This window comes from Pelomonas cellulosilytica (assembly GCF_021353265.1).
Classification (GTDB): domain Bacteria; phylum Pseudomonadota; class Gammaproteobacteria; order Burkholderiales; family Burkholderiaceae_C; genus Pelomonas; species Pelomonas cellulosilytica.
Window position 1 is genome coordinate 59,695 of record NZ_JAJTWU010000006.1, and the last position, 24,188, is coordinate 83,882.

The 24,188-nt window shown below is 70.1% G+C and carries 26 protein-coding genes; 21 read left to right on the forward strand and 5 right to left on the reverse strand.

All coding sequences use genetic code 11. The features are described from left to right. Nucleotides 1-19: 19 nt before the first annotated feature. Genes ribD through tolA form a run of 9 tightly spaced genes read left to right on the forward strand, consistent with a single transcriptional unit; the run spans nucleotide 20 to nucleotide 6,716 of the window. Nucleotides 20-1,051 carry a bifunctional diaminohydroxyphosphoribosylaminopyrimidine deaminase/5-amino-6-(5-phosphoribosylamino)uracil reductase RibD gene (gene ribD, locus LXT13_RS15660; RefSeq protein WP_233372899.1) on the forward strand — a complete coding sequence of 344 codons (1,032 nt, stop codon included), beginning with the start codon at nucleotides 20-22 and terminating at the stop codon, nucleotides 1,049-1,051. Between the two features lie 24 nt (nucleotides 1,052-1,075). Continuing rightward, nucleotides 1,076-2,173 carry a bifunctional 3,4-dihydroxy-2-butanone-4-phosphate synthase/GTP cyclohydrolase II gene (gene ribBA / locus LXT13_RS15665; protein ID WP_233372900.1) on the forward strand — a complete coding sequence of 366 codons (1,098 nt, stop codon included), beginning with the start codon at nucleotides 1,076-1,078 and terminating at the stop codon, nucleotides 2,171-2,173. 15 nt (nucleotides 2,174-2,188) lie between these two features. Then, a complete protein-coding gene (gene ribH, locus LXT13_RS15670; protein WP_233372901.1) occupies nucleotides 2,189-2,662 on the forward strand; it encodes a 6,7-dimethyl-8-ribityllumazine synthase in 474 nt (157 codons plus the stop codon). Next, the gene (gene nusB / locus LXT13_RS15675) at nucleotides 2,659-3,150 is read left to right on the forward strand and encodes a transcription antitermination factor NusB (protein WP_233372902.1); all 492 of its coding nucleotides are present in this window, start codon (nucleotides 2,659-2,661) and stop codon (nucleotides 3,148-3,150) included. The genes ribH and nusB overlap by 4 nt, the downstream gene beginning before the upstream one ends. Nucleotides 3,151-3,160: 10 nt before the next feature. Beyond that, entirely contained in the window at nucleotides 3,161-4,351 is a 1,191-nt protein-coding gene (locus tag LXT13_RS15680; protein WP_233372903.1) for a pyridoxal phosphate-dependent aminotransferase, read from the forward strand. Next, the gene (ybgC, locus tag LXT13_RS15685; protein WP_233372904.1) at nucleotides 4,348-4,746 is read left to right on the forward strand and encodes a tol-pal system-associated acyl-CoA thioesterase; all 399 of its coding nucleotides are present in this window, start codon (nucleotides 4,348-4,350) and stop codon (nucleotides 4,744-4,746) included. Before LXT13_RS15680 ends, ybgC begins: the two co-directional genes overlap by 4 nt. Beyond that, a complete protein-coding gene (gene tolQ / locus LXT13_RS15690) occupies nucleotides 4,743-5,420 on the forward strand; it encodes a protein TolQ (RefSeq protein ID WP_233372905.1) in 678 nt (225 codons plus the stop codon). The genes ybgC and tolQ overlap by 4 nt, the downstream gene beginning before the upstream one ends. A 1-nt stretch (nucleotide 5,421) precedes the next feature. Then, complete coding sequence (gene tolR / locus LXT13_RS15695; RefSeq protein WP_233372906.1) at nucleotides 5,422-5,859, forward strand: protein TolR; 438 nt, start codon at nucleotides 5,422-5,424, stop codon at nucleotides 5,857-5,859. Then, complete coding sequence (gene tolA / locus LXT13_RS15700; protein WP_233372907.1) at nucleotides 5,859-6,716, forward strand: cell envelope integrity protein TolA; 858 nt, start codon at nucleotides 5,859-5,861, stop codon at nucleotides 6,714-6,716. The genes tolR and tolA overlap by 1 nt, the downstream gene beginning before the upstream one ends. Here tolA and LXT13_RS15705 read toward each other — a convergent pair. Genes LXT13_RS15705 through LXT13_RS15720 form a run of 4 tightly spaced genes read right to left on the reverse strand, consistent with a single transcriptional unit; the run spans nucleotide 6,700 to nucleotide 8,988 of the window. Continuing rightward, nucleotides 6,700-7,188 (reverse strand): DoxX family protein, encoded by a 489-nt coding sequence (locus tag LXT13_RS15705; protein ID WP_233372908.1) that lies wholly within the window; start codon nucleotides 7,186-7,188, stop codon nucleotides 6,700-6,702. The two genes, tolA and LXT13_RS15705, sit on opposite strands and share 17 nt — an antisense overlap. A 19-nt stretch (nucleotides 7,189-7,207) precedes the next feature. Further along, nucleotides 7,208-7,882 (reverse strand): HvfC/BufC N-terminal domain-containing protein, encoded by a 675-nt coding sequence (locus tag LXT13_RS15710; protein ID WP_233372909.1) that lies wholly within the window; start codon nucleotides 7,880-7,882, stop codon nucleotides 7,208-7,210. Next, nucleotides 7,879-8,709: an MNIO family bufferin maturase gene (gene bufB / locus LXT13_RS15715; protein WP_233372910.1), complete on the reverse strand. Its 831-nt coding sequence runs from the start codon at nucleotides 8,707-8,709 to the stop codon at nucleotides 7,879-7,881. The genes LXT13_RS15710 and bufB overlap by 4 nt, the downstream gene beginning before the upstream one ends. Before the next feature lie 3 nt (nucleotides 8,710-8,712). After that, complete coding sequence (locus LXT13_RS15720; RefSeq protein WP_233372911.1) at nucleotides 8,713-8,988, reverse strand: BufA1 family periplasmic bufferin-type metallophore; 276 nt, start codon at nucleotides 8,986-8,988, stop codon at nucleotides 8,713-8,715. A 99-nt stretch (nucleotides 8,989-9,087) separates the two neighbouring features. On the opposite strand from LXT13_RS15720, the gene LXT13_RS15725 reads away from it, so the two are divergent. Together LXT13_RS15725 and LXT13_RS15730 are read left to right on the forward strand one after the other, a co-directional pair. Beyond that, nucleotides 9,088-9,666, forward strand: a complete 579-nt coding sequence (locus LXT13_RS15725; protein WP_233372912.1) for a sigma-70 family RNA polymerase sigma factor — start codon at nucleotides 9,088-9,090, stop codon at nucleotides 9,664-9,666. After that, complete coding sequence (locus LXT13_RS15730; protein WP_233372913.1) at nucleotides 9,663-9,857, forward strand: anti-sigma factor family protein; 195 nt, start codon at nucleotides 9,663-9,665, stop codon at nucleotides 9,855-9,857. The genes LXT13_RS15725 and LXT13_RS15730 overlap by 4 nt, the downstream gene beginning before the upstream one ends. A gap of 3 nt (nucleotides 9,858-9,860) precedes the next feature. Here LXT13_RS15730 and pcp read toward each other — a convergent pair whose 3' ends face one another. After that, nucleotides 9,861-10,511 (reverse strand): pyroglutamyl-peptidase I, encoded by a 651-nt coding sequence (pcp, locus tag LXT13_RS15735; protein ID WP_233372914.1) that lies wholly within the window; start codon nucleotides 10,509-10,511, stop codon nucleotides 9,861-9,863. A gap of 78 nt (nucleotides 10,512-10,589) precedes the next feature. On the opposite strand from pcp, the gene LXT13_RS15740 reads away from it, so the two are divergent. From LXT13_RS15740 to LXT13_RS15785, 10 genes are all read left to right on the forward strand, one after another. Beyond that, the gene (locus LXT13_RS15740) at nucleotides 10,590-13,121 is read left to right on the forward strand and encodes a GspE/PulE family protein (RefSeq protein ID WP_233372915.1); all 2,532 of its coding nucleotides are present in this window, start codon (nucleotides 10,590-10,592) and stop codon (nucleotides 13,119-13,121) included. Nucleotides 13,122-13,168: 47 nt separating this feature from the next. Beyond that, nucleotides 13,169-14,899, forward strand: a complete 1,731-nt coding sequence (locus LXT13_RS15745; RefSeq protein ID WP_233372916.1) for a GspE/PulE family protein — start codon at nucleotides 13,169-13,171, stop codon at nucleotides 14,897-14,899. A 160-nt stretch (nucleotides 14,900-15,059) separates the two neighbouring features. Continuing rightward, on the forward strand, nucleotides 15,060-16,289 hold the full coding sequence (locus LXT13_RS15750; protein ID WP_233372917.1) for a type II secretion system F family protein: 1,230 nt from the start codon (nucleotides 15,060-15,062) through the stop codon (nucleotides 16,287-16,289). A 147-nt stretch (nucleotides 16,290-16,436) separates the two neighbouring features. Further along, nucleotides 16,437-16,832 (forward strand): prepilin-type N-terminal cleavage/methylation domain-containing protein, encoded by a 396-nt coding sequence (locus tag LXT13_RS15755; protein ID WP_233372918.1) that lies wholly within the window; start codon nucleotides 16,437-16,439, stop codon nucleotides 16,830-16,832. Further along, a complete protein-coding gene (locus LXT13_RS15760; protein WP_233372919.1) occupies nucleotides 16,832-17,284 on the forward strand; it encodes a prepilin-type N-terminal cleavage/methylation domain-containing protein in 453 nt (150 codons plus the stop codon). Before LXT13_RS15755 ends, LXT13_RS15760 begins: the two co-directional genes overlap by 1 nt. Before the next feature lie 37 nt (nucleotides 17,285-17,321). Beyond that, on the forward strand, nucleotides 17,322-17,876 hold the full coding sequence (locus LXT13_RS15765; protein ID WP_233372920.1) for a type II secretion system protein: 555 nt from the start codon (nucleotides 17,322-17,324) through the stop codon (nucleotides 17,874-17,876). Next, nucleotides 17,863-18,675: a PulJ/GspJ family protein gene (locus LXT13_RS15770; protein WP_233372921.1), complete on the forward strand. Its 813-nt coding sequence runs from the start codon at nucleotides 17,863-17,865 to the stop codon at nucleotides 18,673-18,675. Before LXT13_RS15765 ends, LXT13_RS15770 begins: the two co-directional genes overlap by 14 nt. Next, nucleotides 18,675-19,169, forward strand: coding sequence for an agglutinin biogenesis protein MshP (locus tag LXT13_RS15775; RefSeq protein ID WP_233372922.1), 495 nt, complete (start codon nucleotides 18,675-18,677; stop codon nucleotides 19,167-19,169). Before LXT13_RS15770 ends, LXT13_RS15775 begins: the two co-directional genes overlap by 1 nt. After that, nucleotides 19,166-23,158 (forward strand): DUF6701 domain-containing protein, encoded by a 3,993-nt coding sequence (locus LXT13_RS15780; RefSeq protein ID WP_233372923.1) that lies wholly within the window; start codon nucleotides 19,166-19,168, stop codon nucleotides 23,156-23,158. Before LXT13_RS15775 ends, LXT13_RS15780 begins: the two co-directional genes overlap by 4 nt. Continuing rightward, a complete protein-coding gene (locus tag LXT13_RS15785; protein ID WP_233372924.1) occupies nucleotides 23,158-24,153 on the forward strand; it encodes a hypothetical protein in 996 nt (331 codons plus the stop codon). The genes LXT13_RS15780 and LXT13_RS15785 overlap by 1 nt, the downstream gene beginning before the upstream one ends. The last annotated feature ends 35 nt before the right edge of the window (nucleotides 24,154-24,188 follow it).

Consider the following 24,188-nt stretch of genomic DNA (forward strand, 5'->3'; position numbering starts at 1 on the left):
GCGTCGCTAGACTGGGCGGATGCCCCATTTCGACCCTGCCGGCGCGTGGCGCCGCGCCTTGCACCTGGCCGAACAGGCCATCGGCCTGAGCGACCCCAACCCGCGCGTGGGATGCGTGCTGCTGTCTGCTGATGGCAATGAACTCGGTGCCGGCCACACCCAGCCTGCCGGTCAGGCCCACGCCGAAGTCATGGCCCTGCTCGACGCAGCGCGGCGCGGCAACGACGTACGCGGCGCCACGGCTGTCGTCACGCTGGAGCCCTGCTCCCACCACGGCCGCACGCCGCCCTGCTGCGACGCGCTGATCGCAGCGGGCGTGGCCCGAGTCCTCGTCGCGGTGCAGGACCCCAACCCATTGGTGGCCGGCCAGGGAGCCGCCCGGCTGCGCGCGGCGGGCATCAGCGTGGAACTGGCGGAGCCCCTCGTCGCCGACGCGGCACGGGAGCTGAACATCGGTTTCTTCTCGCGCATGCAACGCGGCCGCCCCTTCGTCCGCCTGAAATCGGCCATCTCGCTCGATGGGCGCACCGCCCTGCCCGACGGCCGAAGCCAGTGGATCACCGGCGAAGCCGCGCGCGCCGACGGACACGCGTGGCGCAAGCGAGCCGGGGCCATCCTCACCGGCATCGGCACGGTGCTGGCGGACGATCCACGTCTGGACGTGCGCCTCGTGCCGACGGCACGGCAGCCACTGCGTCTCGTGCTGGACCCGCACGGCCGCCTGCCGGCCGCAGCCCGAATCCTGCAGCCGCCGGGTGAAGCGCGCGCGATCGGCCCGGGCCGGGCGGACCTGCCGGCCTTGCTGGACGACCTGGGGCGCCAGGGCATCAACGAACTGCACGTCGAAGCCGGACCCACCTTGTCCGGTGCCTTCTTCGATGCCGGCCTGGTCGACGAGTTGCTGGTGTACCAGGCGCCGATGCTCATTGGCGAAGGCCGCCCGCTGGCGGCGCTGGCGCCGCTGGCTGACCTGGGCCAGGCGCGCCGCTGGCGGCTCGTCGAAGCCGTACCAGTCGGCCCGGATCTGCGCCTTCGCCTGCGCCCAACCTAGGGTCGCCACCTACAATCGCCGGCTATGCCCATCTCCCCCATTCCCGAGCTGGTGGCCGAGCTGGCGGCTGGCCGCATGGTCATCCTCGTTGACGAGGAAGACCGAGAGAACGAAGGCGATCTCATCCTCGCCGCCGACCTGGTCACCCCCGAAGCCATCAACTTCATGGCCAAGCATGGCCGCGGCCTGATCTGCCTCACGTTGCCGCGCGAGCATTGCGAGCGTCTGCAGCTGCCACCCATGACGCGCCGCAACGGCACGCAGCACGGCACCGCCTTCACCGTGTCCATCGAGGCGGCCACCGGCGTCACGACCGGCATCTCGGCCGCCGACCGAGCGCGCACCGTGCAGGCCGCCGTCGCGCCCGATGCCAAGGCCAGCGACCTCGTCCAGCCAGGCCACATCTTCCCGTTGCAGGCCCAGGACGGCGGCGTGCTAATGCGCGCCGGTCACACCGAAGCCGGCTGCGACCTGGCCCACATGGCCGGGCTGTCGGCCACGTCGGTCATCTGCGAGATCATGAAGGACGACGGCACGATGGCCCGGCTGCCGGATCTCGAGATCTTTGCCGCCGAACACGACCTGAAGATCGGCACCATCGCCGACCTCATCGCCTACCGCAGCCGCCACGAAAGCCTGGTCACCCGCGTTGCGGAGCGCCGGCTGGCCACCGCCCATGGTGAATTCCAGTGCCAGGTCTTCACAGACCGCACCGGCGGCACCCACCTGGCCCTCACGCATGGCAGCTGGCAGCCCAGCGATGAAGTGCTGGTGCGCGTGCACGAGCCGCTGTCGGTCATGGACCTGCTCGAAGCCGGCCCCTGCGGCCATTCCTGGGCGCTGCCGGCGGCGCTGGCGGCCGTCAAGGCCAGCCCGGCCGGCGCCGTCGTGCTGCTGAACTGCGGCGAGGACGCCGCTGGCGTGCTGGCCCGCGCGCGCGACGAAAAGCCCGCAGCCCCGGTCAAGAGCGCGATGGACCTGCGCACCTACGGCGTGGGCGCACAGATCCTCAAGTCGCTGGGCGTGCACCGTATGAAGCTGCTCGGCAGCCCGCGACGCATGCCCAGCATGACCGGCTACGGCCTCGAAGTGACGGGCTTCGTCGCGGCGCCCGGCTGCTAACCGAAAGGCATCAAGATGCAAGACTCCGACCAAGGCCTGCCCGGCTTCGAGGGCGCTCTCGACGGCAGCGGGCTGACGGTGGCCATCGTCCAGGCGCGGTTCAACGACGCCATCACGACGTCGCTCGCCAGCGCCTGCATGGCCGAACTGTCGGTGCTGGGCGTGCCCGCCGAAGCCATCCGCCACGTCACCGTGCCCGGCGCGCTGGAAGTGCCATTGGCGCTGCAGGCGCTCGCCGAATCCAACGACTACGACGCGCTCATCGCGCTCGGCTGCATCATCCGCGGCGAGACCTACCACTTCGAGCTGGTCGCCAACGAAAGCGGCTCCGCCGTCACGCGAGTCGGGCTGGACCATGGCATCCCGATCGCCAACGCCATCCTCACCGTCGAGAACGAGGCCCAGGCCTGGGCCCGCGCCGAGCCCAAGGGCCGCGACGCCGCCCGCGTGGCCGTCGAGATGGCCAACCTGCTGAAAGAAATCGAGTGAACGCCCCTCAAAAGACCGCACCCAAGACGGCCAACAGACCCGCCGGCAAAAAGGCCCCCGTCAAATCGGCCCGCCGTCGCTCCCGCGAGGCCGCACTGCAAGGTCTCTACCAGTGGCTGCTGACCGGTGAGGACATCGGCGCCATCATCGCGCTGGGCCGTGAGCAGGAAGGCTATGCCAAGCTGGACCTCAAGCACTACGAGGCGCTGATGGGCGGCTGCGTGCACGAGGCTGCCGACCTGGACGAGATCCTCGCCCGCCACGTCGACCGCAAGACGACTGAGCTGTCACCCATCGAGCACGGCATCCTGATGATCGGCGCCTACGAGCTCAAGCACTGCCTGGACATCCCCTACAAGGTCGCGATCAACGAGGCCGTCGAACTGGCCAAGTCCTTCGGTGGCACCGACGGCCACAAGTACGTCAACGGCGTGCTTGACAAGGCGGCCGTCGATCTGCGCCCTCTAGAGCTCGCCGCGAAGCGTTGATGCAGGGCCGATGAAGCTGGCCACACGGCTCGACCGCATCGAGCCTTTCTACGTGATGGAACTGGCCAAGGCCGCGGCGCAGGTCGCAGCCGGCCCGGTCTGCGACCCGGCCCAGGGTGGGCGGCGCATGGTCCGGCTCAACATCGGCGAACCCGACTTCGGAGCGGCGCCGGCCGTGCGCGATGCCGCGGCTCGGGTCGCGCAAGGCCCCACGCCCTACACCGACGCCCTCGGCCTGCCTGCGCTGCGCGAGGCCATCGCGCGCTGGTACAGCCAGCGCTTCGGCCTGACCATTGCACCGGAGCGTATCGCCGTCACCGCGGGCGCGTCGGCCGGCCTGCAGCTTGCCTGCCTCGCGCTCTTCGAGCGCGGCGACGAGGTGCTGATGCCCGACCCCTGCTACCCGTGCAACCGCCACTTCGTGACGGCCGCCGACGCCACGCCGCGCCTGCTGCCCACCGGCCCGGCCGAGCGCTTCCAGCTCGATGCCGCGCAGGTGCGCGAGGCGTGGACACCCGCCACGCGCGGCGTGCTGCTGGCCTCGCCCAGCAACCCGACCGGCACCTCTATCGCACCCGAGGTGCTGGCTGAGATCGCCAGCTTCGTGCGCGGGCGCGGCGGCGCAACGGTGGTGGACGAAATCTACCTTCCGCTGAGCTACGAGGCCCAGTTCGGCCAGACGGCCCTGGGCCTGCCGGGTGGGCTCGGCGACGAAATCATCTCGGTCAACAGCTTCTCCAAGTACTTCGGCATGACCGGCTGGCGGCTGGGCTGGCTGGTACTTCCGCCGGTGCTCGTTCCGGCCGTCGAGCGCCTGGCGCAGAACCTCTACATATGCCCGTCCACGCTGGCGCAGCAGGCCGCCCTTGCGGCCTTCGAGCCGGCGTCCATCGCCGAATTCGAGCGCCGCCGTGCCGTGCTGCGCGAGCGCCGCGACTTCATCGTGCCGGCGCTGAACGAACTGGGCCTGACGGTGCCAGTCGCGCCCGACGGCGCGTTCTACGTCTGGATGGACGTGAGCCGGCGCCACGCGGACAGCTGGACCTTCGCCCACGAGCTGCTGCAGACGGCCCAGGTCGCATTGACACCCGGCCGCGACTTCGGCCTGGCCGACCCGCAACGCTGGATTCGACTGTCCTTCGCTTCGTCCATCGAAGACCTGCAGGAAGCCGTCGCGCGGCTGCGCAAGGTGCTCGGATGAACCGCTTCGAGTTCGCCGTCCGCGTCTACTGGGAAGACACCGATGCCGGCGGCATCGTGTTCTACGCCAACTACCTGAAGTTCTTTGAGCGCGCCCGCACCGAATGGCTGCGTGCGGCCGGCGTCGAGCAGCACCGGCTGCGCGAGGACACCGGCCTGATGTTCGTCGTCGCCGACACGCGCGTGCGCTACGTCGCGCCGGCCCGGCTGGACGACCTGCTGACCGTCACCGTCGCACCTGAACCCGCCGGCAAGGCCAGCCTCGTCGTGCGTCAACGCGCACTGCGGGGTGACACGTTGCTGGCCGAAGGCGAGATCCGCATCGGCTGCGTGCGCGCCCACGACCTGAAACCCCAACGCCTGCCCGACGACGTCGTCGCGGCGATCACCGCATGAACCAAGACCTCTCCATCGTCTCCCTGATCCTGCACGCCAGCTTCGCGGTGCAGCTCGTCATCGCCGGCCTGCTGCTCGTGTCGCTTGCAAGCTGGAGCGTCATTTTCGGCAAGCTCATCGGCCTGGGGCAGATCAAGCGCCGCAACGACGCCTTCGAGGCCGAGTTCTGGAGCGGCAAGAACCTCAACGACCTCTACCAGTCCGTCGGCAACCGCACGGACGGCGCGCCGCTGGAGCGCATCTTCGCGTCGGGCATGCGCGAGTTCATGAAGCTGCGCGAGAAGCGCGTGACGGACTCCGGCGCGCTGCTGGACGCCGCCCGCCGCGCCATGCGCGCGAGCTTCCAGCGCGAGCTGGACGCGATGGAAAGCAATCTGTCCTTCCTCGCATCGGTCGGCTCTGTCTCGCCCTACGTGGGCCTGTTCGGGACGATCTGGGGGATCATGCATGCGTTCGTCGGGCTGTCCAACCTGACGCAGGTCACGCTGGCCACCGTCGCGCCGGGCATTGCCGAAGCGCTGGTCGCCACGGCCATCGGCCTGTTTGCCGCCATCCCCGCCGTGCTGGCCTACAACCGCTTCGCGCGCCAGATCGACCGCAGCGCTATCACGCTGGAGACTTTCATCGAGGAGTTCTCCAACATCCTGCAGCGCAACGCCACCCAGGTCCACTGACATGGCGGCGACCATTCAGCGATCAGGCGGCCGCGGCCGCCGCACGATGAACGAGATCAACATGGTGCCGTTCATCGACGTCATGCTGGTGCTGCTGATCATCTTCATGGTCAGCGCGCCGCTGATCACGACCGGCCTGGTCGACCTGCCGAGCGTCGGGAAAAGCCGCCAGCAGCCAGAGCATGTCGTCCAGGTCATCGTCGGCACCGACGAGCGGCTGAAGATCAAGGTTGACCAGCTTGAGCCCGAGTCCATCGTCGTCAGCCGTCTCGCCGAACGCGTAAAGAAGGCACAGGGCAGCGACGCGACCAGCCCAGTCGTCATTTCCGCCGACAAGAACGTCAAGTACGAAGCCGTCGTGCAGGTCATGGACACGCTGCAGCGCGCCGGCATCCAGCGCGTAGGCTTGGCCGTCAAGAGCGGCGCGGCAGCCAAGTGATGAACACCGCCGTGCTGCGTCCGCCCGAAGCTGCCGGCATCGGCCGCGGCCTGGCCCTGGCACTGCTGGCCCACGGGCTGCTGATCCTCGCGTTGACCTACGGCCTGCACTGGCGTAGCGACAGCTCTCCGGCCTTCGAAGCCGAGCTGTGGGCCAGCGTGCCGCAGGTGGCTGCGCCGCGCGAGGAGGCCCCCCCAGAGCCAGAACCCGCGCCGGCCAAGCCCGAGCCTCAGGCCCAGCAGCGAGCGGCCGAGGAAGAGGCCGCACAGCAGCGCGAGGCCGAGATCGCCATCGCCAAAGAGAAGAAGCGCAAGGAGGAAAAGGCACGCGAGGACGCACTGAAGCTGGAGCGCGAGAAGGCCGAGAAGGCCGAGAAAGCCGCCAAAGAAAAGGAAGCCAAGGCGGCCAAGGACAAGGCAGCGAAGGAAGAGCAGGACCGCAAGAAGGCGCAGGACGCCAAGGACGCCAAGGCGGCCAAGGAAGCCGATGCCAAGCGCGAGGCCCTGCGGCTGGAAAACCTGCGCCGTATCCAGGGCATGGCCGGCGGCACGCCGGGCTCCACCGGCACGGCGGCGCAGAACGCAGCGCCGTCGGCCGGCTGGGTGGGCAAGGTCAAGGGCAAGATCAGGCCCTTGATCATCTATGCCGACGATGGCGGTGCCAACCCGACGGCCGAGGTACAGGTGGCGCTCGCGCCCGACGGACGCATCCTCGGCAGCAAGGTGCTCAAGGCCAGCGGCGACGCGGAGTGGGACCGTGCCGTGCTGCGCGCCATCGAGAAGGCCGAGACGCTGCCGCGCGACACCGACGGCCGCGTGCCGCCGGTACTGATCCTGAACCTCAGGCCGCGCGAATAGCCAGGACGCGGTCCGCCGACCAGCGGCCCGCGCCCCACAGCGCGATGACGACGGCCAGCACGCCCCACAACGTGTGCTGGAAGACGCCGGCCGCCGACAGTTCCTCGGCCGGCAGCGACAGCGCCGCCATCAGGTTGACGACGAAGAGCCCGGCGCCAGCGAAGCGCCCGGCTATGCCCAGCACCAGCAGCACGGGCAGCGCCACTTCGCCGGCGGTGCCGGCATAGGCTGCCAGCACGGGCGGCAGCAACGGCACCTGGTAGTAGTCGTTGAACAGCGCCAGCGTGGCCGACCAATCGCGCAGTTTCACGAGGCCGGACGAGAAGAAGACGTTGGCGACGTAGAGCCGCGCAGCCAGCAGCGCGAGCGACTGCAGGTGGCTGACGAGCGTGTCCAGCGGCGCCGGCAGGCGTGTGGGCGTCAGACCGGGGTCGGAAAAGCCGTGCCAGACGGCAGTGATGAGGCGGTTCATATGGGCGTTCCGGAGAGGTTCAGCGAGGAGGAGGCGTCGCGCTGGCCGCATGCAGCCAGGCGTTCTGCAGCGCGGCCTGCAGCCACGCGCCGAAGTCAAAGTCGGCTTCGGCGTCAGAACCTTTCACCAACGCGTCGGCCAGCGTGTCACCGGCCTGCAGCGCCGCCATGAAGGCGGCATCGCCCGCCGCGACCGAACGCCATTGCCCCCGCCAGCCCTGCCTCCAGACGAGCACCGGCCCGTCGTGTTGGGCGAGCAGTGCGACGCCGGGCCGCAGCACCAGCCGTAGCGCGTCGGGCGGCGTCGTGCCGAGCAGCGCCAATGACGCGGCGTCCAGCGCCACGTCGGCCGCGCGCTCCGCTTGGTGCAGCGCCCAGTCCAGCCGGGCAAGGTCCGGCAGGCCCGAAGCTTCACCGGCCCGCTCGACCAGGAAGCCGGCGAGCGCCCCGCCCCACTGCGCCAGGTCGCCCCGTTCCGGCGGATGGCTGCGCCAGAAGCTCCAGGCAAGTGCGGCGAAGTCCTCCTCGTCGAGCGCATCGCGCAGGCGCGTGAACGGCACGGCCAGCGCCTGGGCGGACAGCGCCTTCAGGTTGTTGCGGTAGGCCGCCAGCCGCCGCTCGCCACCGACAACGCCGGCCGGCGGCTCGCACCGGCCCAACAGCGCGTCGACCAACGCCTGCTGCGCGGCCTTCATCGGTGCAGCGCCCTCGCCCGCCCTGCCTCGGCCAGCAGTACGTCCAGCTCCGGTACGGCGGTGTCCCATTCGATGAGGGTCGGCACCGGGCCGAGGCGCTGCACGGCGTATTCGTAGACGCGCCACACCTCGTCGCGCACGCGGCTGCCGTGGTCGTCGATGACCAGGCCGTCCTCCAGCTCGCAATGCCCTGCCAGGTGGATCTCGCCGACGCTGCCGGGCCGGATCGCGTCGGTCCAGCGCATCGCTTCGGCCGCCGCCGCTTGCGGTCCATAGCCGGCGTTGCGCGCATTGACGACGAGATTGTTCACGTCCAGCAGCAGCCCGCAGCCGCTGCGCTGCGTCAGCGCGTTGAAGAACTCGGGCTCGGCCAGCGTGTCGCCGGCCCAGCCGACATAGGCGCTGATGTTCTCCACAAGCATCTGCCGGCCCAGGCGCTGCTGCACCTGGTCGACGTGCCGACACAGCAGCGCCAGCGAGTCGTCGTTGAAGGGGATCGGCAGGAGATCGCCCGCATGCAGGCCCGAGCCGACGCGGGCGAAGCAGGCGTGATCCGACACCCAGCCTGGCTGCACGCGCGCCACAAGGCGGGCGAGGCAGTCCAGGTGCCACGGATCCAGCCCCGCGGCCGAGCCCAGGCCCAGCCCCACGCCGTGCAGGCTGAGCGGGTAGGCCTCGCGGCCGGCATCCAGCACGGCCAGCGTCGCACCGCCGTCGGCGAAGAAGTTTTCCGAATGCACCTCGATGAAGCCGAGGTCCGGGCGGCGCGCCAGCAGCAGCTCGTAGTGCGGCTGGCGCCAGCCGATGCCGATCGGGGCGTCAGCCAAGGCTCACTTCTTCAGCTTGGCCTTGGCCTCGTCGGCCGTCATGCCGCCGCTGCTCTTGCAGCTGCCCTTGGCAACGTACTTCCACTCCTCGGCCGCATTGTCCGTCTTGGACTGGCCGGCACACGAGTGGCTGCCGTTGAGGTTGGCGCAGTCGTTCTGGCCGGCCTTGGCGATGCCGAAGCATTTCTCCTTGGCCGCGTCGGCCGCCTGGGCCTGGGCAACGAGGCCCAGCGACAGGGCGGTGACGAGGGCGGACGACACGAGGGTCTGGGTTTTCATGGACAGGTCTCCAAAAGGTGGGGCAATGAAAGGCGGCCGATGATGCGGCGGCACGAACGAAGTCGCAACAGCCGCCCAATCCTTACACTGCGCGCCGCAATGACAGCCTCACCCGACTACTGCCGGCAGATCGAAGCCCTGCGCCCCGTGCTGCTGAAGTACGCCCGGCTGCAGCTGCGCAACCCGGCCTGGGCCGAGGATGCCGTGTCCGAAACGATGCTTGCCGCGCTGGAGAAGCCACAGGCCTTCGCTGGCCACAGTCAGCTCAAGACCTGGCTCATCGGCATTCTGAAGCACAAGCTGGTCGACCAGATCCGCCGCAACAGCCGAGAGCTGTCCACCACCGCGACGGACGACGAGTCCGCCGACCTGGACGACCTGCTCTTCGCCGCCGACGGCCACTGGCGCGAGGCCCAGCACGACTGGGGCAATCCGGAAGACTCACTACGCCAGCTGGACTTCATGCGCGTGCTGGAGGCCTGCGTCGAGAAGCTGCCCGGCCAGCAGGGCCGCCTGTTCATGATGCGCGAGTGGCTGGAGCTGGAGTCCGACGAGATCTGCAAGGAATTGGCGATCACACCGACCAACCTGTGGGTCATGCTGCATCGCGCCCGGCTCCGGCTGCGGGACTGCCTGCAGTCGGGCTGGTTCGGTGCAACGTCCGGGGAGGCGACGTGACGGGTTGGATGATCAGTTGCCGCGAGGCCACACGCCTCACGCTAGAGGGCGAAGACCGCCGGTTGCCGCTGACGGAGCGGTTGTCGCTGCGCCTGCATCGCCGCGTCTGCACGAACTGCCGGCGCTTCGCCCGCCAGGTCGCGTTGATGCGCGAGGCCAGCGCACGCTGGCGCCACTACACCGAAGACTGACCCTCAGCTGACCGGCGCACCCTCGTCCGGCCCGACGGCCTGGCGCGCATCGGCCGTCAGCGCCACGGCCAACGCCAGGCGTACGGCGTCCACCTGCGCGGCCAGCCCCATGCTCGGCACGCTGGGCTGGGTGCGCGCCGCCTGCTCGGGCAAGGCCGGCAGGTGGATGAAACCACTGCGCACCGTCGAGCCCGCTAGCCGGTGCTGCAGCTCGTAGAAGACCTGGTTGCAGACAAAGGCCCCCGCTGAAAGCGACAGCCCGGCCGGGTAGCCTGCCGCACGCAACGCATCCCGCATCGCCTTCACAGGCAGCGTTGTGAAGTAGCCGTCGGGCGCGCCGGGGCGGACCGGCACGTCCTGCAGACGATCCCCGGCGTTGTCCGCGATGCGGGCATCGATCAGGTTGACCGCCACGCGCTCGAAGGACACCTCGCTGCGCCCGCTGGCCTGCCCCATCGCGACCACCAGCAGCGGCCGCACCACGGCCAGCGCGTCGGTCAGCGCCACCGGCGCTCCGCTGAAACTCGTGGGCAGACAGCGCGCGTGCACCGTCGCACCGGCGATGATCTGGCCATGCAGCGAACGCGCCACCTCCCAGGATGGATTGATCACTTCGCCACCAAAAGGCTCGAAGCCAGTGAGCAGGATGTTCATCACGCCATTGTCCCGGACAGACGGTACGCGCACGCCGCCGCGACCCTGGCGATCTGACGCCGAATCCGACCTTCCTCGATGACCGACCTCTCACTGCAAAAACCCTGGCCCCTGCCCGACGCCGACCCGCCCGCCGGCCCCGACCACTTCATCTGGCCCCAGCCCCCCTACGCTGCCTATCTGCACGCGCAATCCGCCGGCGAGCCCGGCCCCTGCGAGATCCTCGGCTTCAACGCTGGCCGCAGCACCGGCCGACTCGTGGCGCTCGACGCCAACGAGCGTGTCGTCCACATCCTGCTGACGCCCAATGGCGCCAGCGTGCCGCTGAAGTTCAGCCAGTTCCGCATGATCCAGCTGGCACAGCCCTTGACGCTGCCCTCCCGCGGTCAGCACGGCGTTGCTGGCAGCCCGGTGGCCGCGCTGAGCCTGGACCAGCCCACGCGCAGCTCCTTTCGGGTCGCGTTCGTCGGTGGGGGCGAGGTCAAGGGCTTCACGATCGGCCACCAGCACGACGCGCTGGGGGCGTTCCTGTTCCCGCCGGTGTCCGAACATGACGAGTCGGTCTACCGCGTCTTCATCCCGCGCGAGGCCATCGCGCAGTTTGAGGTCGGCGAGCGCATCGGCGACCTGCTGCTGAAGGAGCGGCTCGTTACGCCGGACCAGCTGGCCGAAGCGGCCCGCGAGCAGCAGGAGCTGCGGCACCGGCGCGTGGGCGACATCCTGGTCGAGCAGCACATCGTCACCGCCGAACAGCTGCTGCTGGCCATCGAGCAGCAGGCCCGCATGCCGATGGTCCGCATCGGCGAGGCGCTGCTGGCGCTGGACCTCGTCAAGCCCGAACAGCTGGAGCAGGCGCTGGCCCAGCAGCGCGACGACCGCTCGGTGCCGTTGGGCGAGCTGCTGGTGCGCCGCGGCTTCATCAGTCGCGCCCAGCTGCAGTCCGCGCTGGCACGCAAGATGGGCTACCCGGTCGTGGACGTGGAGCGTTTTCCGGTCGAGCCGGCCGCCATCCGCAAGCTGCCGCACGCGGTGGCCCGCCGGCTGGACGTTTTGCCGCTGCTCGTCCGCGATGGCCGCCTCGTCGTCGCGATGGAAGACCCGACCCGGCGCGACGCTCTCGACGAGATCGAGTTCATCACCCAGCTCAAGGTCGTGCCAACGCTCGGCCGCCTGGGCGCCGTCCAGCAGGCCATCACGATGGCCTTCGACCGCTTCGGTGCGGACGCGCTGGCCCGCCCCGCCGTTGACGGGCTGGCCGATCTGTCGGCCGACTTCGCGCTCGACAGTTCCAACAAGCTCATCGAAAGCCTGGAGCGCGACAGCAGCGAACGCGCCGCGCGGGAGGACGAACCCGCCATCGAGCAGAGCGACAACAGCCTCGTTCGCCTGATCAACACGATGATCATCGAGGCGCATGCACAGGGCGTGTCCGATATCCACATCGAGACCTACCCGGGGCGCGACAAGCTGAAGATCCGCTTCCGCCGCGACGGCGTGCTGCAGCCCTACCTGGAGCTGCCGCACACCTACCGCAACGCCATGATCGCCCGAATCAAGATCATGTGCGACCTCGACATCTCAGAACGCCGCAAGCCGCAGGACGGCAAGATCAACTTCGCGCGCTTCTCGCCGCAGCACAAGCTGGAGTTGCGCGTGGCCACCGTCCCGACGAACAACGGCCTGGAGGACGTGGTCATGCGCATCCTCGCCAGCAGCCGCCCCATCCCGCTGGAGCGGCTGGGCCTGGCGCCGGCCAACCTGGCCGCGGTGCATGCGGCGGTGCGGCGCCCCTACGGCATGGTGTTGTGCGTGGGGCCCACCGGCTCCGGCAAAACGACGACGCTGCACTCCGCTTTGGCCCACATCAACACCCCCGAGCGCAAGATCTGGACGGCCGAGGACCCGATCGAGATCACGCAGAGCGGGCTGCGCCAGGTGCAGGTCAACCCGCGCATCGACTGGACGTTCGCCAAGGCGCTGCGGGCCTTCCTGCGGGCCGACCCGGACGTCATCATGGTCGGTGAGATCCGCGACCAGGAGACCGCCGAGATCGCCATCGAAGCCTCGCTGACCGGCCACCTGGTGCTGTCGACGCTGCACACCAACAGCGCGGCCGAGACGATCACGCGGCTGCTCGACATGGGCATGGACCCGTTCAACTTCGCCGACTCGCTGCTGGCCGTCGTCGCCCAGCGCCTCGTGCGGCGCTGCTGCACCGCCTGCCAGACAGCCGCGCCGATGACCGAAGCCGAGCTGGCTGAGCGGCTGGACGACTTCCTGCACGTCTTCCCGGCAGACGCCCGCCCCGACCGCTCAGCAATGGCGGCGCAGTGGCTCACTGCCCACGGCCGGCAGGGCCGGCTGGTGACGTTCACCAGCATCGGTTGCGCCGCCTGCGGCGGCTCGGGCTACCGCGGGCGCGCCGGCCTACATGAGGTGCTGACCGTCACCAAGGCGCTGCGCCGCATGATCCAGACGGGCGCTCGCGCAGAGGAAATCCATCACGCCGCGCTGGCGGACGGCATGCATTCTTTGAGGCAGGACGGCATCATCAAGGTCTTGCAGGGCGTCACAACGCTCGCCGAAGTCCACGCCACGACCAATACCTGAACCCGGCTGGCGCAGCCCGCTGCGCCCTCTGTTGAAGGCCCGAACCGATGAGTGACGCATCCCCGGCCTCCGCTGCCGTCCGCCCCAAGCTGCGCCTGGGCGACGTCCTCGTCGAGCAGCAGCTGATATCGGCTGAGCAATTGACGCAGGCGCTGGAGTTGCAGCGCGCCACGGGCAAGAAGCTCGGCCGCATCCTCATCGAGGCCAACCTCATCACCGAAGAGGCGCTCGCCCACGTGCTGGCGCGCCAGCTGCGAGCGCCGTTCGTCAACCTGAAGACCTTCCCGCTGAAGACCGACCTCGTGCGCCTGCTGCCCGAGACACCGGCGCGGCGCTTCCGTGCACTGGTGCTGGAGGAGCGCGGTGACACGCTGCTCGTCGCGATGGCCGACCCGCTGGACCTGTTCGCCTTCGACGAACTGGCCAAGATCCTCAAGCGACGTCTGGCCATGGCCGTCGTGGCCGAGAGCCAGTTGCCGGCCGTCTTCGACAAGCACTACCGCCGCAGCGACGAAATCTCGGGCCTGGCCAAGGCGCTGGAAAAGGACATCGGCGACGCCGTGGACTTCGGCGCTCTGCAGGCCAGTGTCGGGCAGGAAGGCGCGCCGGTCGTGCGGCTGCTGCAGTCCGTGTTCGAGGACGCCACGCGGGCCGGCGCGTCGGACGTGCACATCGAGCCTCAGGAAGGCGAACTTCTCATCCGCAACCGCATCGACGGACTGCTGCAGACGCTGACGCAGGCCGACAAGCGCATCGCCCCGGCGCTGGCCCAGCGGCTCAAGCTGATGGCCGGCCTGGACATTTCCGAGAAACGCCTGCCGCAGGACGGCCGCTTCACGTTGCGCCTGTCCGAGCGCACGCTGGACGTGCGCCTGTCCACGATGCCCAGCCAGTACGGCGAGTCGGTCGTCATGCGGCTGCTGGGCCAGGGTTCGGCGCTGCGGCGACTGGGCGACATCGCGATGCCAGACGACATGCTCAAGCGCTTCCGCGAGCTGCTCGCCCGCGACGCCGGCATGATCCTCGTCACCGGACCGACCGGCTCGGGCAAGACCTCGACGCTGTACGCGGCGCTGGCCGAACTGGACGGCGAGCGGCAGAAGATCATCACCGTCGAGGACCCCGTGGAGTACCGGCTGCCGGGGCTGACGCAGGTGCAGGTGAACGACCGCATCGAGCTGGACTTCGCCCGCGTGCTGCGCGCGGCGCTGCGGCAAGACCCGGACGTCATCCTCGTCGGCGAGATGCGCGACGCCGAGACGGCCGAGATCGGCCTGCGTGCCGCCATCACCGGCCACCTGGTGCTGAGCACGCTGCACACAAGGGACACGGTGTCCACGCCGTTCAGGCTGCTGGACATGGGGGCACCGCCCTTCATGGTGGCCACGTCGCTCCAGGCCGTGCTGGCGCAGCGGCTGCTGCGCTGCGTCTGCAAGCACTGCGCCGAGCCGCATGTCGCGACGCCGCAGGAACAGGCCTGGGTGAACGAGGTGCTGGCGCTGAACGGCGAACCTCCGGGACCGGTGACGAACGTGCGCGGCACCGGCTGTGCGGAATGCCACGGCACCGGCTACCAGGGGCGGCGGGCCATCTACGAGATGCTGGAGATCGACGCTGACATGGCGCTGGCGATCCAGCGCAGCGATGCAGCGGCGTTTCTGGCGGCAGCGCGGCGGGCATTGAAGGGGCGCACGCTGGCGGATCGGAGCCTGGCGCTGGTGCGGGCGGGAAGGACGTCGCTGGCGGAGGCGGTGCGGATCAGTGTGGATGCGGAATGATGCGCTGCGCGGTGGCTTCGGCTTTTCGCCATGGCCCGCCCGGGCGAACTCCCCGCATGGGCTGCGGCGCCAAGCCACAGTTGCCCAACGAGCGCTTTGCTAGCACGCACACCGGCACAGCCCCCGCCCCCAAACCCCGCCCGCCATCGCAGCGCCACCCATGAACTTCGCCTTCAAAGGCCGCAACCCCCGTGGCGAACTCGTCGAAGGCATCGTCGATGCCGCCAGCAGCGATGCCGTCGCCGCCCAGCTCATGGCCGGTGGCGTCGTGCCCGTCAGCATCGAGCCGACGCAGGACGCCGTTACCCGCCCGGATGGCGGCCACTGGCTGCAGGCCCTGCTCGCCAAGCCCGTCAGCGCCGAGGACACCCTCGTGCTGACGCGGCAGTTCTACACGCTGCACAAGGCCGGTGTACCCATCCTGCGCGCGCTGGCCGGCCTCGAGGCGTCCACCGCCCATCCCGGCCTCATCCAGCTGCTGCAGGACGTGCGCGCCAGCCTGGACCAGGGCCGCGAGCTTGCCGCCGCATTCGCTCGCCACCCCGCCGTGTTCAGCCCCTTCTATGTCGCCATGACCCGCGTTGGCGAGCTGACCGGCCGGCTCACCGAGGTGTTCCAGCGGCTGTCGGAGCACCTGGAGTTCGAGCTCGACATCCGCGCGCGCATCAAGCAGGCGCTGCGCTACCCGACGATGGTCGTCGCCGCGATGGCCATCGCGCTGGTCATCATCAATCTCTTCGTGCTGCCCAAGTTTGCCGAGGTCTTCGCGCATTTCAAGAGTGAGCTGCCGCTGATGACGCGCGTGCTTCTCGGCTTCTCGTCCTGGACGGTTACGTGGTGGCCGCTGGTCCTCGCGGCCATCGTCGGCAGCGGGCTGCTGTGGCGTAACTGGATCGCCACGCCCGCCGGGCGCTACGCGTGGGACCGCTTCAAGCTGCGTCTGCCCATCGCCGGCGACATCGTGCTCAAGGCCACGCTCGCGCGCTTCGCCCGCAGCTTCGCGCTGGCCAGCCGCTCGGGCGTGCCGATCAGCCAGGCCATGACGGTCGTGGCGCAGACAGTCGACAACGCCTACATCGGCGCCCGCATTGAGCAGATGCGCGATGGCGTCGAGCGTGGCGAAAGCATATCGCGCTGCGCCACCGCCACCGGCGTGTTCACGCCCATCGTGCTGCAGATGATCGCCGTCGGCGAGGAAACCGGGGAGCTTGACACCCTGATGACCGAGATCGCGCAGATGTATGAGCGCGAGACCGACTACGCCATCAAGGGCCTGTCCGCAGCCATCGAGCCGGTGCTGCTCGCCATCATCGGCGCGCTGGTGCTGGTGCTGGCGCTGGGCGTGTTCCTGCCGCTGTGGAACCTGGGCCAGGCCGCCATGGGGCGCTGACGCCGGCACGGGCGTGAAGCCTGCAACGGTTTGCAGGCCTCCACCGGGCTGCGCGGCGGGCTTGTGCGTTTTTCACTCGGACGTTGCTGCTGCACCCCGGATAGTGCGCCGCGTCAAGAACAACACGCGCTGCGAAGGAATACCGCCATGAACAAGTCTCGGCAAGCAGGCTTCACGCTCATCGAGCTCGTGATGGTCATCGTCATCCTTGGCGTGCTCGCCGCCGTGGCGCTGCCCAAGTTCATCAGCGTCGACGCCGACGCCAAGCAGGCCGCCATCAACAGCGTCGCCGGTGCGCTCAGCTCGGCCTCGGCCATCAACTACGCCAGCCGCAAAGCCAACGCCGCCAAGGGCGTGGCCGTGGCCAACTGCTCGGACATCGAGAAGGCCATGCAGACCTACAACGGCACCGCCGGCACCGGCCTGCCGACTGGCTACACCATCACCGCGGCCGCCATCACGCCGGTGGACACGACCAAGTCCAACTGCGTGCTCAACGCCAACGGCCTGACGGCCAACTTCACGGCCACCAGCATCAACTGATGGCACGGCCACGCGCACCGCGTGGCTTCACGCTGGTCGAGCTCGTGCTCGTCCTCGTGATCACGGCCGCCCTGGCGGTGTTCGCCCTGCCGAAGGTGCTGGACACGACGCTGTGGCGGCTGCGTTCGTTTGGCGACGACCTCGTCGCCCGTCACCAGGCCATGGGGCGCCTGGCGCTGCAGCAGCGCAGGCCCATCGTCGCCACCATCACCGGCTCCGGCGTCAGCTGGGCCTATGCCGGCGGCGCCAGCCTGGGCACCCTGTCCTGCCCGGTCACCGAGTCGCCCTGCATCGCCGAGGGCGGCAGCCGCAGCATCACGTTCAACAGCGCCCACAGCGGTGCGACTGCCACCAGTACCGGCAGCGACCTCGGCGTCACCGTGGCACACGGCAGCTACAGCCAGGCCTATGTGATCGCCGCGGACACGGGCCTGATCTACCCCCTTCCTTGAACCTTGCCGCAGACTGGGCTGGGCTAGCATGAAACGCATGCCTCACCCGCGCCGCGCCTCGGGCCTCACGCTGATCGAACTGCTGCTGTTCATCGCCATCGTCGGCATCGCGCTGGCGGCGATGCTGAGCGTGTTCGTCACGGCCACCGGCGCGAGCGCCGACCCGATGATCCGTCGCCAGCAGCTAGCCATCGCCGAGTCGCTGCTTCGCGAGGTCCAGGCCATGCCGTTTACCTGGTGCGACCCGACCGATGCCAATGCTGTAACGGCCACGTCCAACGCTGGCTGCGCCACGCTGACCGAGGGCCCTGGCCCCGAGGTCGGCCAGACGCGCTACGGGCCCAACTCGTTCAACAACGTCAACGACTACGCCGGCTTTTCGATGGCCGGCATCCGTGACCTGAGCAACACGCTCGTCGGCGGGTTGTCCGGCTATGGCGCCAGCGTAGCCGTCACCGCCGCCGCGCTGGACTCGGTCACCGCCGCCAGCGGCGATGCGCTGCAGATCACCGTCACCGTCACCGGTCCCGACAGCAGCAGCCTCGTGCTGCAAGGCTGGCGAACCCGCTATGCGCCGGATGCGCCGTTCTGACGCCGGCCGACCGGCTCGGCCGCGCGGCTTCACGCTGGTGGAGGCCGTCATGGTGATCGCCATCACCGGCGTCGTCATCGGCGTCATCGCCGTGTTCATCGCGCCGGCCACGACGGCCTATTTCGCCAGCAGCACCCGCGCCCAGCTCGGCGACGAGGCCGACACCGCGCTGCGCCGCATCGGCCGCGACCTGGCCGCCGCACTACCCAACAGCACGCGCGTGACCGGCATGAGTTTGGAGCTGATCCCGGTCAGAAGCGCAGCGCGCTACGCGGTGGGCACCGAGACGGGCGACCCGCTGCTGTTCGGCACGCCCGACAGCAGCTTCGCCATCGTCGGCCCGGCGCTGCAGCTAGCCTCGGGCAACCAGCGGCTGGCCTGGTACAACCTGGGCGCCGGCGTGCCCGACGCCGACGCCTACACGCAGGCCAACGTGCGCATTGCCGCCAACGCCGCCGGCAGCGCCACCAGCATCACCCTCTCCGGCGGCGCGCTGCCGCCGGCGCTGCAGGCGCCACCCTACCGCGTCTACGCCATCGAGCAGCCCGTCACCTACCGGTGCGACACCACCGCCGAGACGCTGACGCGCTACAGCGGCTACGGCTTCCTGGCCACGCAGCCCGACCTGCCCAGCGGCGGCAGCGCGGCCGTGCTGGCCCGCCACGTCAAGAGCTGCAGCTTCGACTACGGCAGCGCTGCCGCCGTCGGCTACGGCGTCGTCACGCTGCGGCTGCAGCTCGGCGCGCAGGGCGAGACGGTGAGCCTCTATCACGCCGTGCACGTGGACAACCTGCCGTGATGCCTCACCTCCTGCCGACTTCGCCGGCCGCCGCTCCGCAGGCCCGGGCCCGGGCCATGGCACCCCGTGGCTTCACGATGGTCTCCATGCTGTTCATCCTCGTGGTGCTGGCCGCGCTCGGCGTGGCGCTGGCATCGCTCAGCCAGCGCCAGCAGCTCGGCTCGGCCGGCGAGCTGGCCGCGGCCAAGGCGTACCAGGCCGCCTATGCAGGCCTCGAATGGGGCAGTTTCCAGGTGCTGCGCGGCGGTGCGCAGCCGCCCTGCTTCGCCACGCGCAGCTTCAAGCTGCCCGACCAGCTCGCCGACTTCACCGTCACCGTCAGCTGCACCCGCACGCCGGCCAGCGGCACCGTGACGGACGACGGCGTACCGCTGGCCTTCTACACGCTGGTCGCGACCGCCTGCAACCTGACGGCCAGCGGCGCCTGCCCCAATGCCACGACGACCGAACCTACCTACGCCGAGCGGCAGCTGACAAGGACGCTGAGTCCATGATGCGCCGCCTGCTGGCCTCGTTCGCGCTGCTGCTCCTGGCGCTGCCGCTGCAGGCCGCCGCGGCCGCCTATAGCCTGCCCGGCAACCCGCCGCCGGGTTGCACCGGCAGCAACAGCAGCTACACCTGCGCCGCACTGACGCTGGCCTACGGCGACACGCTGGCAGTCAACGCACCCAAACCCGCCACGCTGACCATCAATGGCAACCTCAGCACCGACACCTCGCAGGTCAACACCGCCGGCGCTGCCAGCGACCTGACGCTCGTCGTCAACGGCACGCTGACGCTGGGCTACCAGGCCCGGATCACCGCCAACATCACCGCCACGAGCGTCAATGATGGCGGGGGCGGCAGCGTCGTCATCACCGGCAACCTGGCTGCCACCGGCGGCAACGTCACGCTGGGCTACCTGACCACCGTCAGCGGCAACCTATCCACCACCGGCGCCGGCACGCTGACCACGCCGCAGAACGGCAGCATCGGCGGCAACGTCTCGGCCGGCTCCGGCGCCATCGGCATCAGCCAGGTCACGTCCGTGGCAGGCAGCGTCACGGGCAGCGGGCCCATCAGCGTCGGCCAGGGCGCGGTGGTGTCGGGCAATGTCGCCACGTCGTCCGGCACGGTGGACCTGGCCTACCAGGCCCGTGTCAACGGCAACGTCAGCGGCCCCGGCGCCATCACATTGGGCCAGGACAGCGTGGTGGGCGGCAGCGTGACTGGCGGCGCCGGCAACGTCTCGGTGGGCTACGCCGCCAGCATCGCCGGACCCGTCACGACGAGCACCGGCACCATCGACCTGGCGCAGAACGCGATGGCTTCGGCCTGCGTCAAGTCCACCGCCAGCGCGGGCATCACGCTGGGCTACCAGAGCCGGGCGAACAGCGTCTGCTGCGGCGGCGCGAGCTGCAGCAACAGCTGTGTCGTCAACAACTCCACCTACGCGATGCCCGCGCTGTGCGCCGCCAGCGCGCCGACGCTGCTGGCCGACTACCGCATGGATGAGTTGCCCGCCTGGAACGGCACGGCCGCCGAGGTCAAGGACAGCAGCGGCAACGGTTACAACGGCCAAGCTGCCACCGCTGCGGCCGGCACGCCGGTGGCCACCACGCTGAGCGGCTCACCCGCCCATGGCACGACGGCCGCGGGCAGCTGTGGCTACGGCGTCTTCAACCGCGCGACGCCCAGCGCCACGCATGCCTATGTTCAGCTGCCCGGCAGCTTCCCGGCGTTGTCCGGCAACTTCAGCGTGGTGGCCTGGGTGCGCAGCAGCACGCCGGCGCAGCCGCACCAGCGCGTCATCGCGCGCGACGACAACCAGGACGGCTGGGCGCTGAGCCTGGGGGACGCAGGGACGCCGTCACTGCGCCTGTTCAACCGCAACGTCTCCGCCACCGGCAGCGTCACGGTGGCCGGCAGCAACGGCACCGGCGCCACGACGGGCAACTGCGCCAGCGGTACTTTCTGTCTCGACAGCGCACCGGTGTTCGCGGCCGACACCTGGTATTACGTCGCCGCGCTGGTGGACACGACTGGCCAGCAAGTGCAGATCCTCGTCTACAGCGCCGGCGGCACGCTGCTGGCCAGCGCCAGCTCGGCCTACAGCGGCACCTGGCGCGCGGGAACCGGCGGCACGACGCTGGGCGGCGAGTCCGCCAGCTCCAGCGAGGGCGTGCAACCCACCTTTCACTTCAACGGCAACATCGACGAACTGCAGGTGTACAACGGGCTGCTCACGCCCGCCGCCATCGCCAGCCAGTTGGCCCGCTCGCGCAGCTGCCCGGCCGTCGGCAGCTTCAGTGTGAGCGGCACCGGCAGCGCTTCCACCTGCACGCCGCAGACGCTCACCATCGCCGTGCGCGACATCAACGGCAACGTGCTGACGAACTACACCGGCACCGTCCAGCTCTCCACGAGCAGCGGCCGTGGCGACTGGAGCGCCGGCGCCGGCCCGGCGCCGGCGGGCGGCCTCGCGACCGGCGCCCCCAACAGCGGCCTGGCGAGCTACACCTTCGCGACGGGTGACGCCGGCGTCGTCAAGCTGCGGCTGGCCCACAGCTTGGGGCAGAACCTCACCGTCACTGTCGTCGACGTTGCCGTGCCCGCGTCCAGCAGCACATCGGCCGTCATCGGCTATCGCGACAATGCCTTTGTCTGGACCGAGGCGGTGCCCGGTGGCTTCGTGGCCGTCGCGGGCCGGCCGCATGGCCTGCGTGTCTCGATACTCAAGCGCGACCCGACAACCGGCGTCTGTGGCATCGCGACCGACTACACGGGCAACCGCGCCGTCAAGCTGTGGCGCACCGACAGCGGCGGCCCCTGGGCGGCGCCCGGCGTCGTCAGCCCAGCGCTCGCCGTCATCCCCGCGGCGCGCCCGGCCGCCAACAACCTGACGCTGGGCTTCAATGCCGGCGTGGCCGGTTTCGACCTCGCGACGGGCGACGTCGGCAAGTACGCCTTCAGCCTCGACGACGATTCGCTCGGCGGCGCCGCCACGACCGCCAGCGGCACGAGCGCCGAGCTGACCGTGCGGCCGTTCACGCTGGCCATCACGGGGCTCACCGCCGGCAGCACCGCCAACCCGGGCGGCAGCGCGGCGAAGGACGCCATCTTCGCCAAGGCAGGCGCGCCGTTCTCGGCCAGCGTCACCGCCTACCGCTGGAGCAGTGGCGCCGACAGCAACAACGACGGCGTGCCCGACGCGGGCGTCACGCTGGCCCAGGTGTCGGCCGGCGGTCCGACGCCGGGCTTCAACGCCAGCGTCGCGCTGACGCCGCTGGCCGACTCGCAGACGCCCGCGGGCAGCGCTGGCGGCGTGCTCGGCACGTTAGGCAACAACGTGCTGAGCGGCTTCAGCAACGGCACGGCCACCGCAGCCGGGCTGACCTACAGCGAGGTCGGCAGCTTCCAGCTCAACACGTCGGCCGTGACGGGCAACTACCTGGCCACAGCCGGCCTCAACCTCGACGCGCTGGTCTTCGATGCCGCCGGCCAACAGCAGCCGCGCGTGGGGCGCTTCATTCCGGCGGGCTTCGCGCTCAGCAGCCCAAGCTATGTCCACCGCGTCGACCTCGGCTGCACGGTCGCCTCCACCTTCACCTACCTGGGCGAGAACTTCCGCCTGGCCTTCACGCTGACCGCGCAAAACGCCAGCGGCGGCACGACGCAGAACTACGCCGGCAGCTTCGCGCGGCTGGACCTGGCGCTGCCCGGCAGCTTCAAGCTGGCCGGCATCGCGGGCACGACGGTGTTCAAGACCGGCAACGGCCGGCTCGCGACCGTGCGCAGCAACGGCAGCTGGCGCCAGGGCGTCGCCGACGTGAAGCTGGATGCCAGCGCAGGGCGCGCGGCAACGCCCGACGGCCCCTTCAATGCTGACTTCGGAATCGCCGCAGTGGACGGCGATGGCGTCGGCATGCTGGCGCCCAACCTCGACACCGACAGCCCAGCCGACGGGGTCGATGCGGTCCGCGTCGGCACAATCCCTCTGCGCTTCGGGCGTCTGCGGCTCCAGAATGGCATCGCACCCGCCAACCGGACGCTGGCCCTGCCGCTGGATGCCCAGTACTGGAACGCCACGGCCTCGGCCTTCAACACCAACACCTTGGATTCCTGCACCCGCGTCAGCGCCGCGAACCTCAGCTTCGGCAACCTGCGCAGGACGCTGGAGGCCAGCGATGCCGCCATGGCGGGCCCGTCGGTGACGGTGGCGCAGGGCAAGAGCAGCTTGCTGCTGGCCGCGCCGGCGGCGGGCCATGTCGGCACGTTGGACGTGGCCGTCGCGCTGGACGCTGCCACGCCGCCCGCCGATGCCTCGTGCCTCAAAACGCAGACCGGCTGGACGCCCGCCAAGGCCGCGACCGGCGGCGCCGGCCTCGCCGCGCTGCGCGGCGCGTGGTGCGGAAGCTCGGCCACCAGCGACCCGGCCGCCAGGGCCACCTGGGGCCTGGTCCGCGGCGCCAACGGCGTCATCTACCAGCGGGAGAACTACTGATGCGCTGGCCCTGGACACGGCGCCGCAGCGCCCACCGCCTTCTTTTACGCCGCGTGGGCCACGGCCCGCAACATGCCTTCGTGCTGACCGACGGCGCTTCCGGTGAACAGCCCGCGCGCCTGCTGCGCTGGGGCCTGTTGGCTGAGCCTGCGCCCATCGCGGCCGGCGAGGCCATCGCGCTGCTGGACCCCGGCGACTACCAGATCCTCAGGGTCGACGCGCCCAACGTGCCACCCGACGAACTGAAGGCGGCGGCACGCTGGCAGATCAAGGAACTGGTGGACGTGGACATCGCCGAACTGACGCTGGACGTCATGCACGTCGGCGGCGACACCGAGCGTCCTCACACGACGGCGCCCCGCCATCTGTTCGTCGTGGCCGCGCGCAGCCGCGCGATCCAGTCGTTGACGGGCAGCGCCGCCGCCGTGACATCCCAGATCGGCGTCGTCGACGTGTGGGAGACGGCCCTGCGCAACCTGCTCAGTGCGCAGGCGCGTGCCGATGACCTGGCCACGCGGGCCTGCGCGGCCGTGCTGATCGACGAGGGCCATTGCCTGCTGGTCGTCTGCGCCGGCGACGAGCTGTACTACACGCGGCGCCTCGACGGCGATCACAAGCTGCTGGCCCGGGCCCGCAACGGTACGGATGAGGCCAGCCCCGCCGAACTGCCGCTGGGTTTCGAGTACCAGCCGGGCGGCGACTTCGACGCGTCCGAGGAGTCGCCACTGGTCGTGGAGCTGCAACGCTCCATCGACGTCTGGGAGCGCAGCTGGCCCGAGCTGCCGCTGGCGCGGCTGTACGTCGCCACGGCGCGCCATGGCACCGAGATCGCCACCCTGATCCAGCGCGAGCTGGGCCTGCGCACGCTGGCGCTGGATCCGCTCGCGGCCTTTGCCCCGGGTGCGCCGGCCCCCGAGGGCGATGCCGCCCGCGCGCTGGCCGCCTGCCTGCCGCTGCTGGGCGCGGCGCTGCGCGCCGAGACCCGCCAGCTCTGAGAGACGCGATGCTGCCCGCCCACCCTTCCCGCATC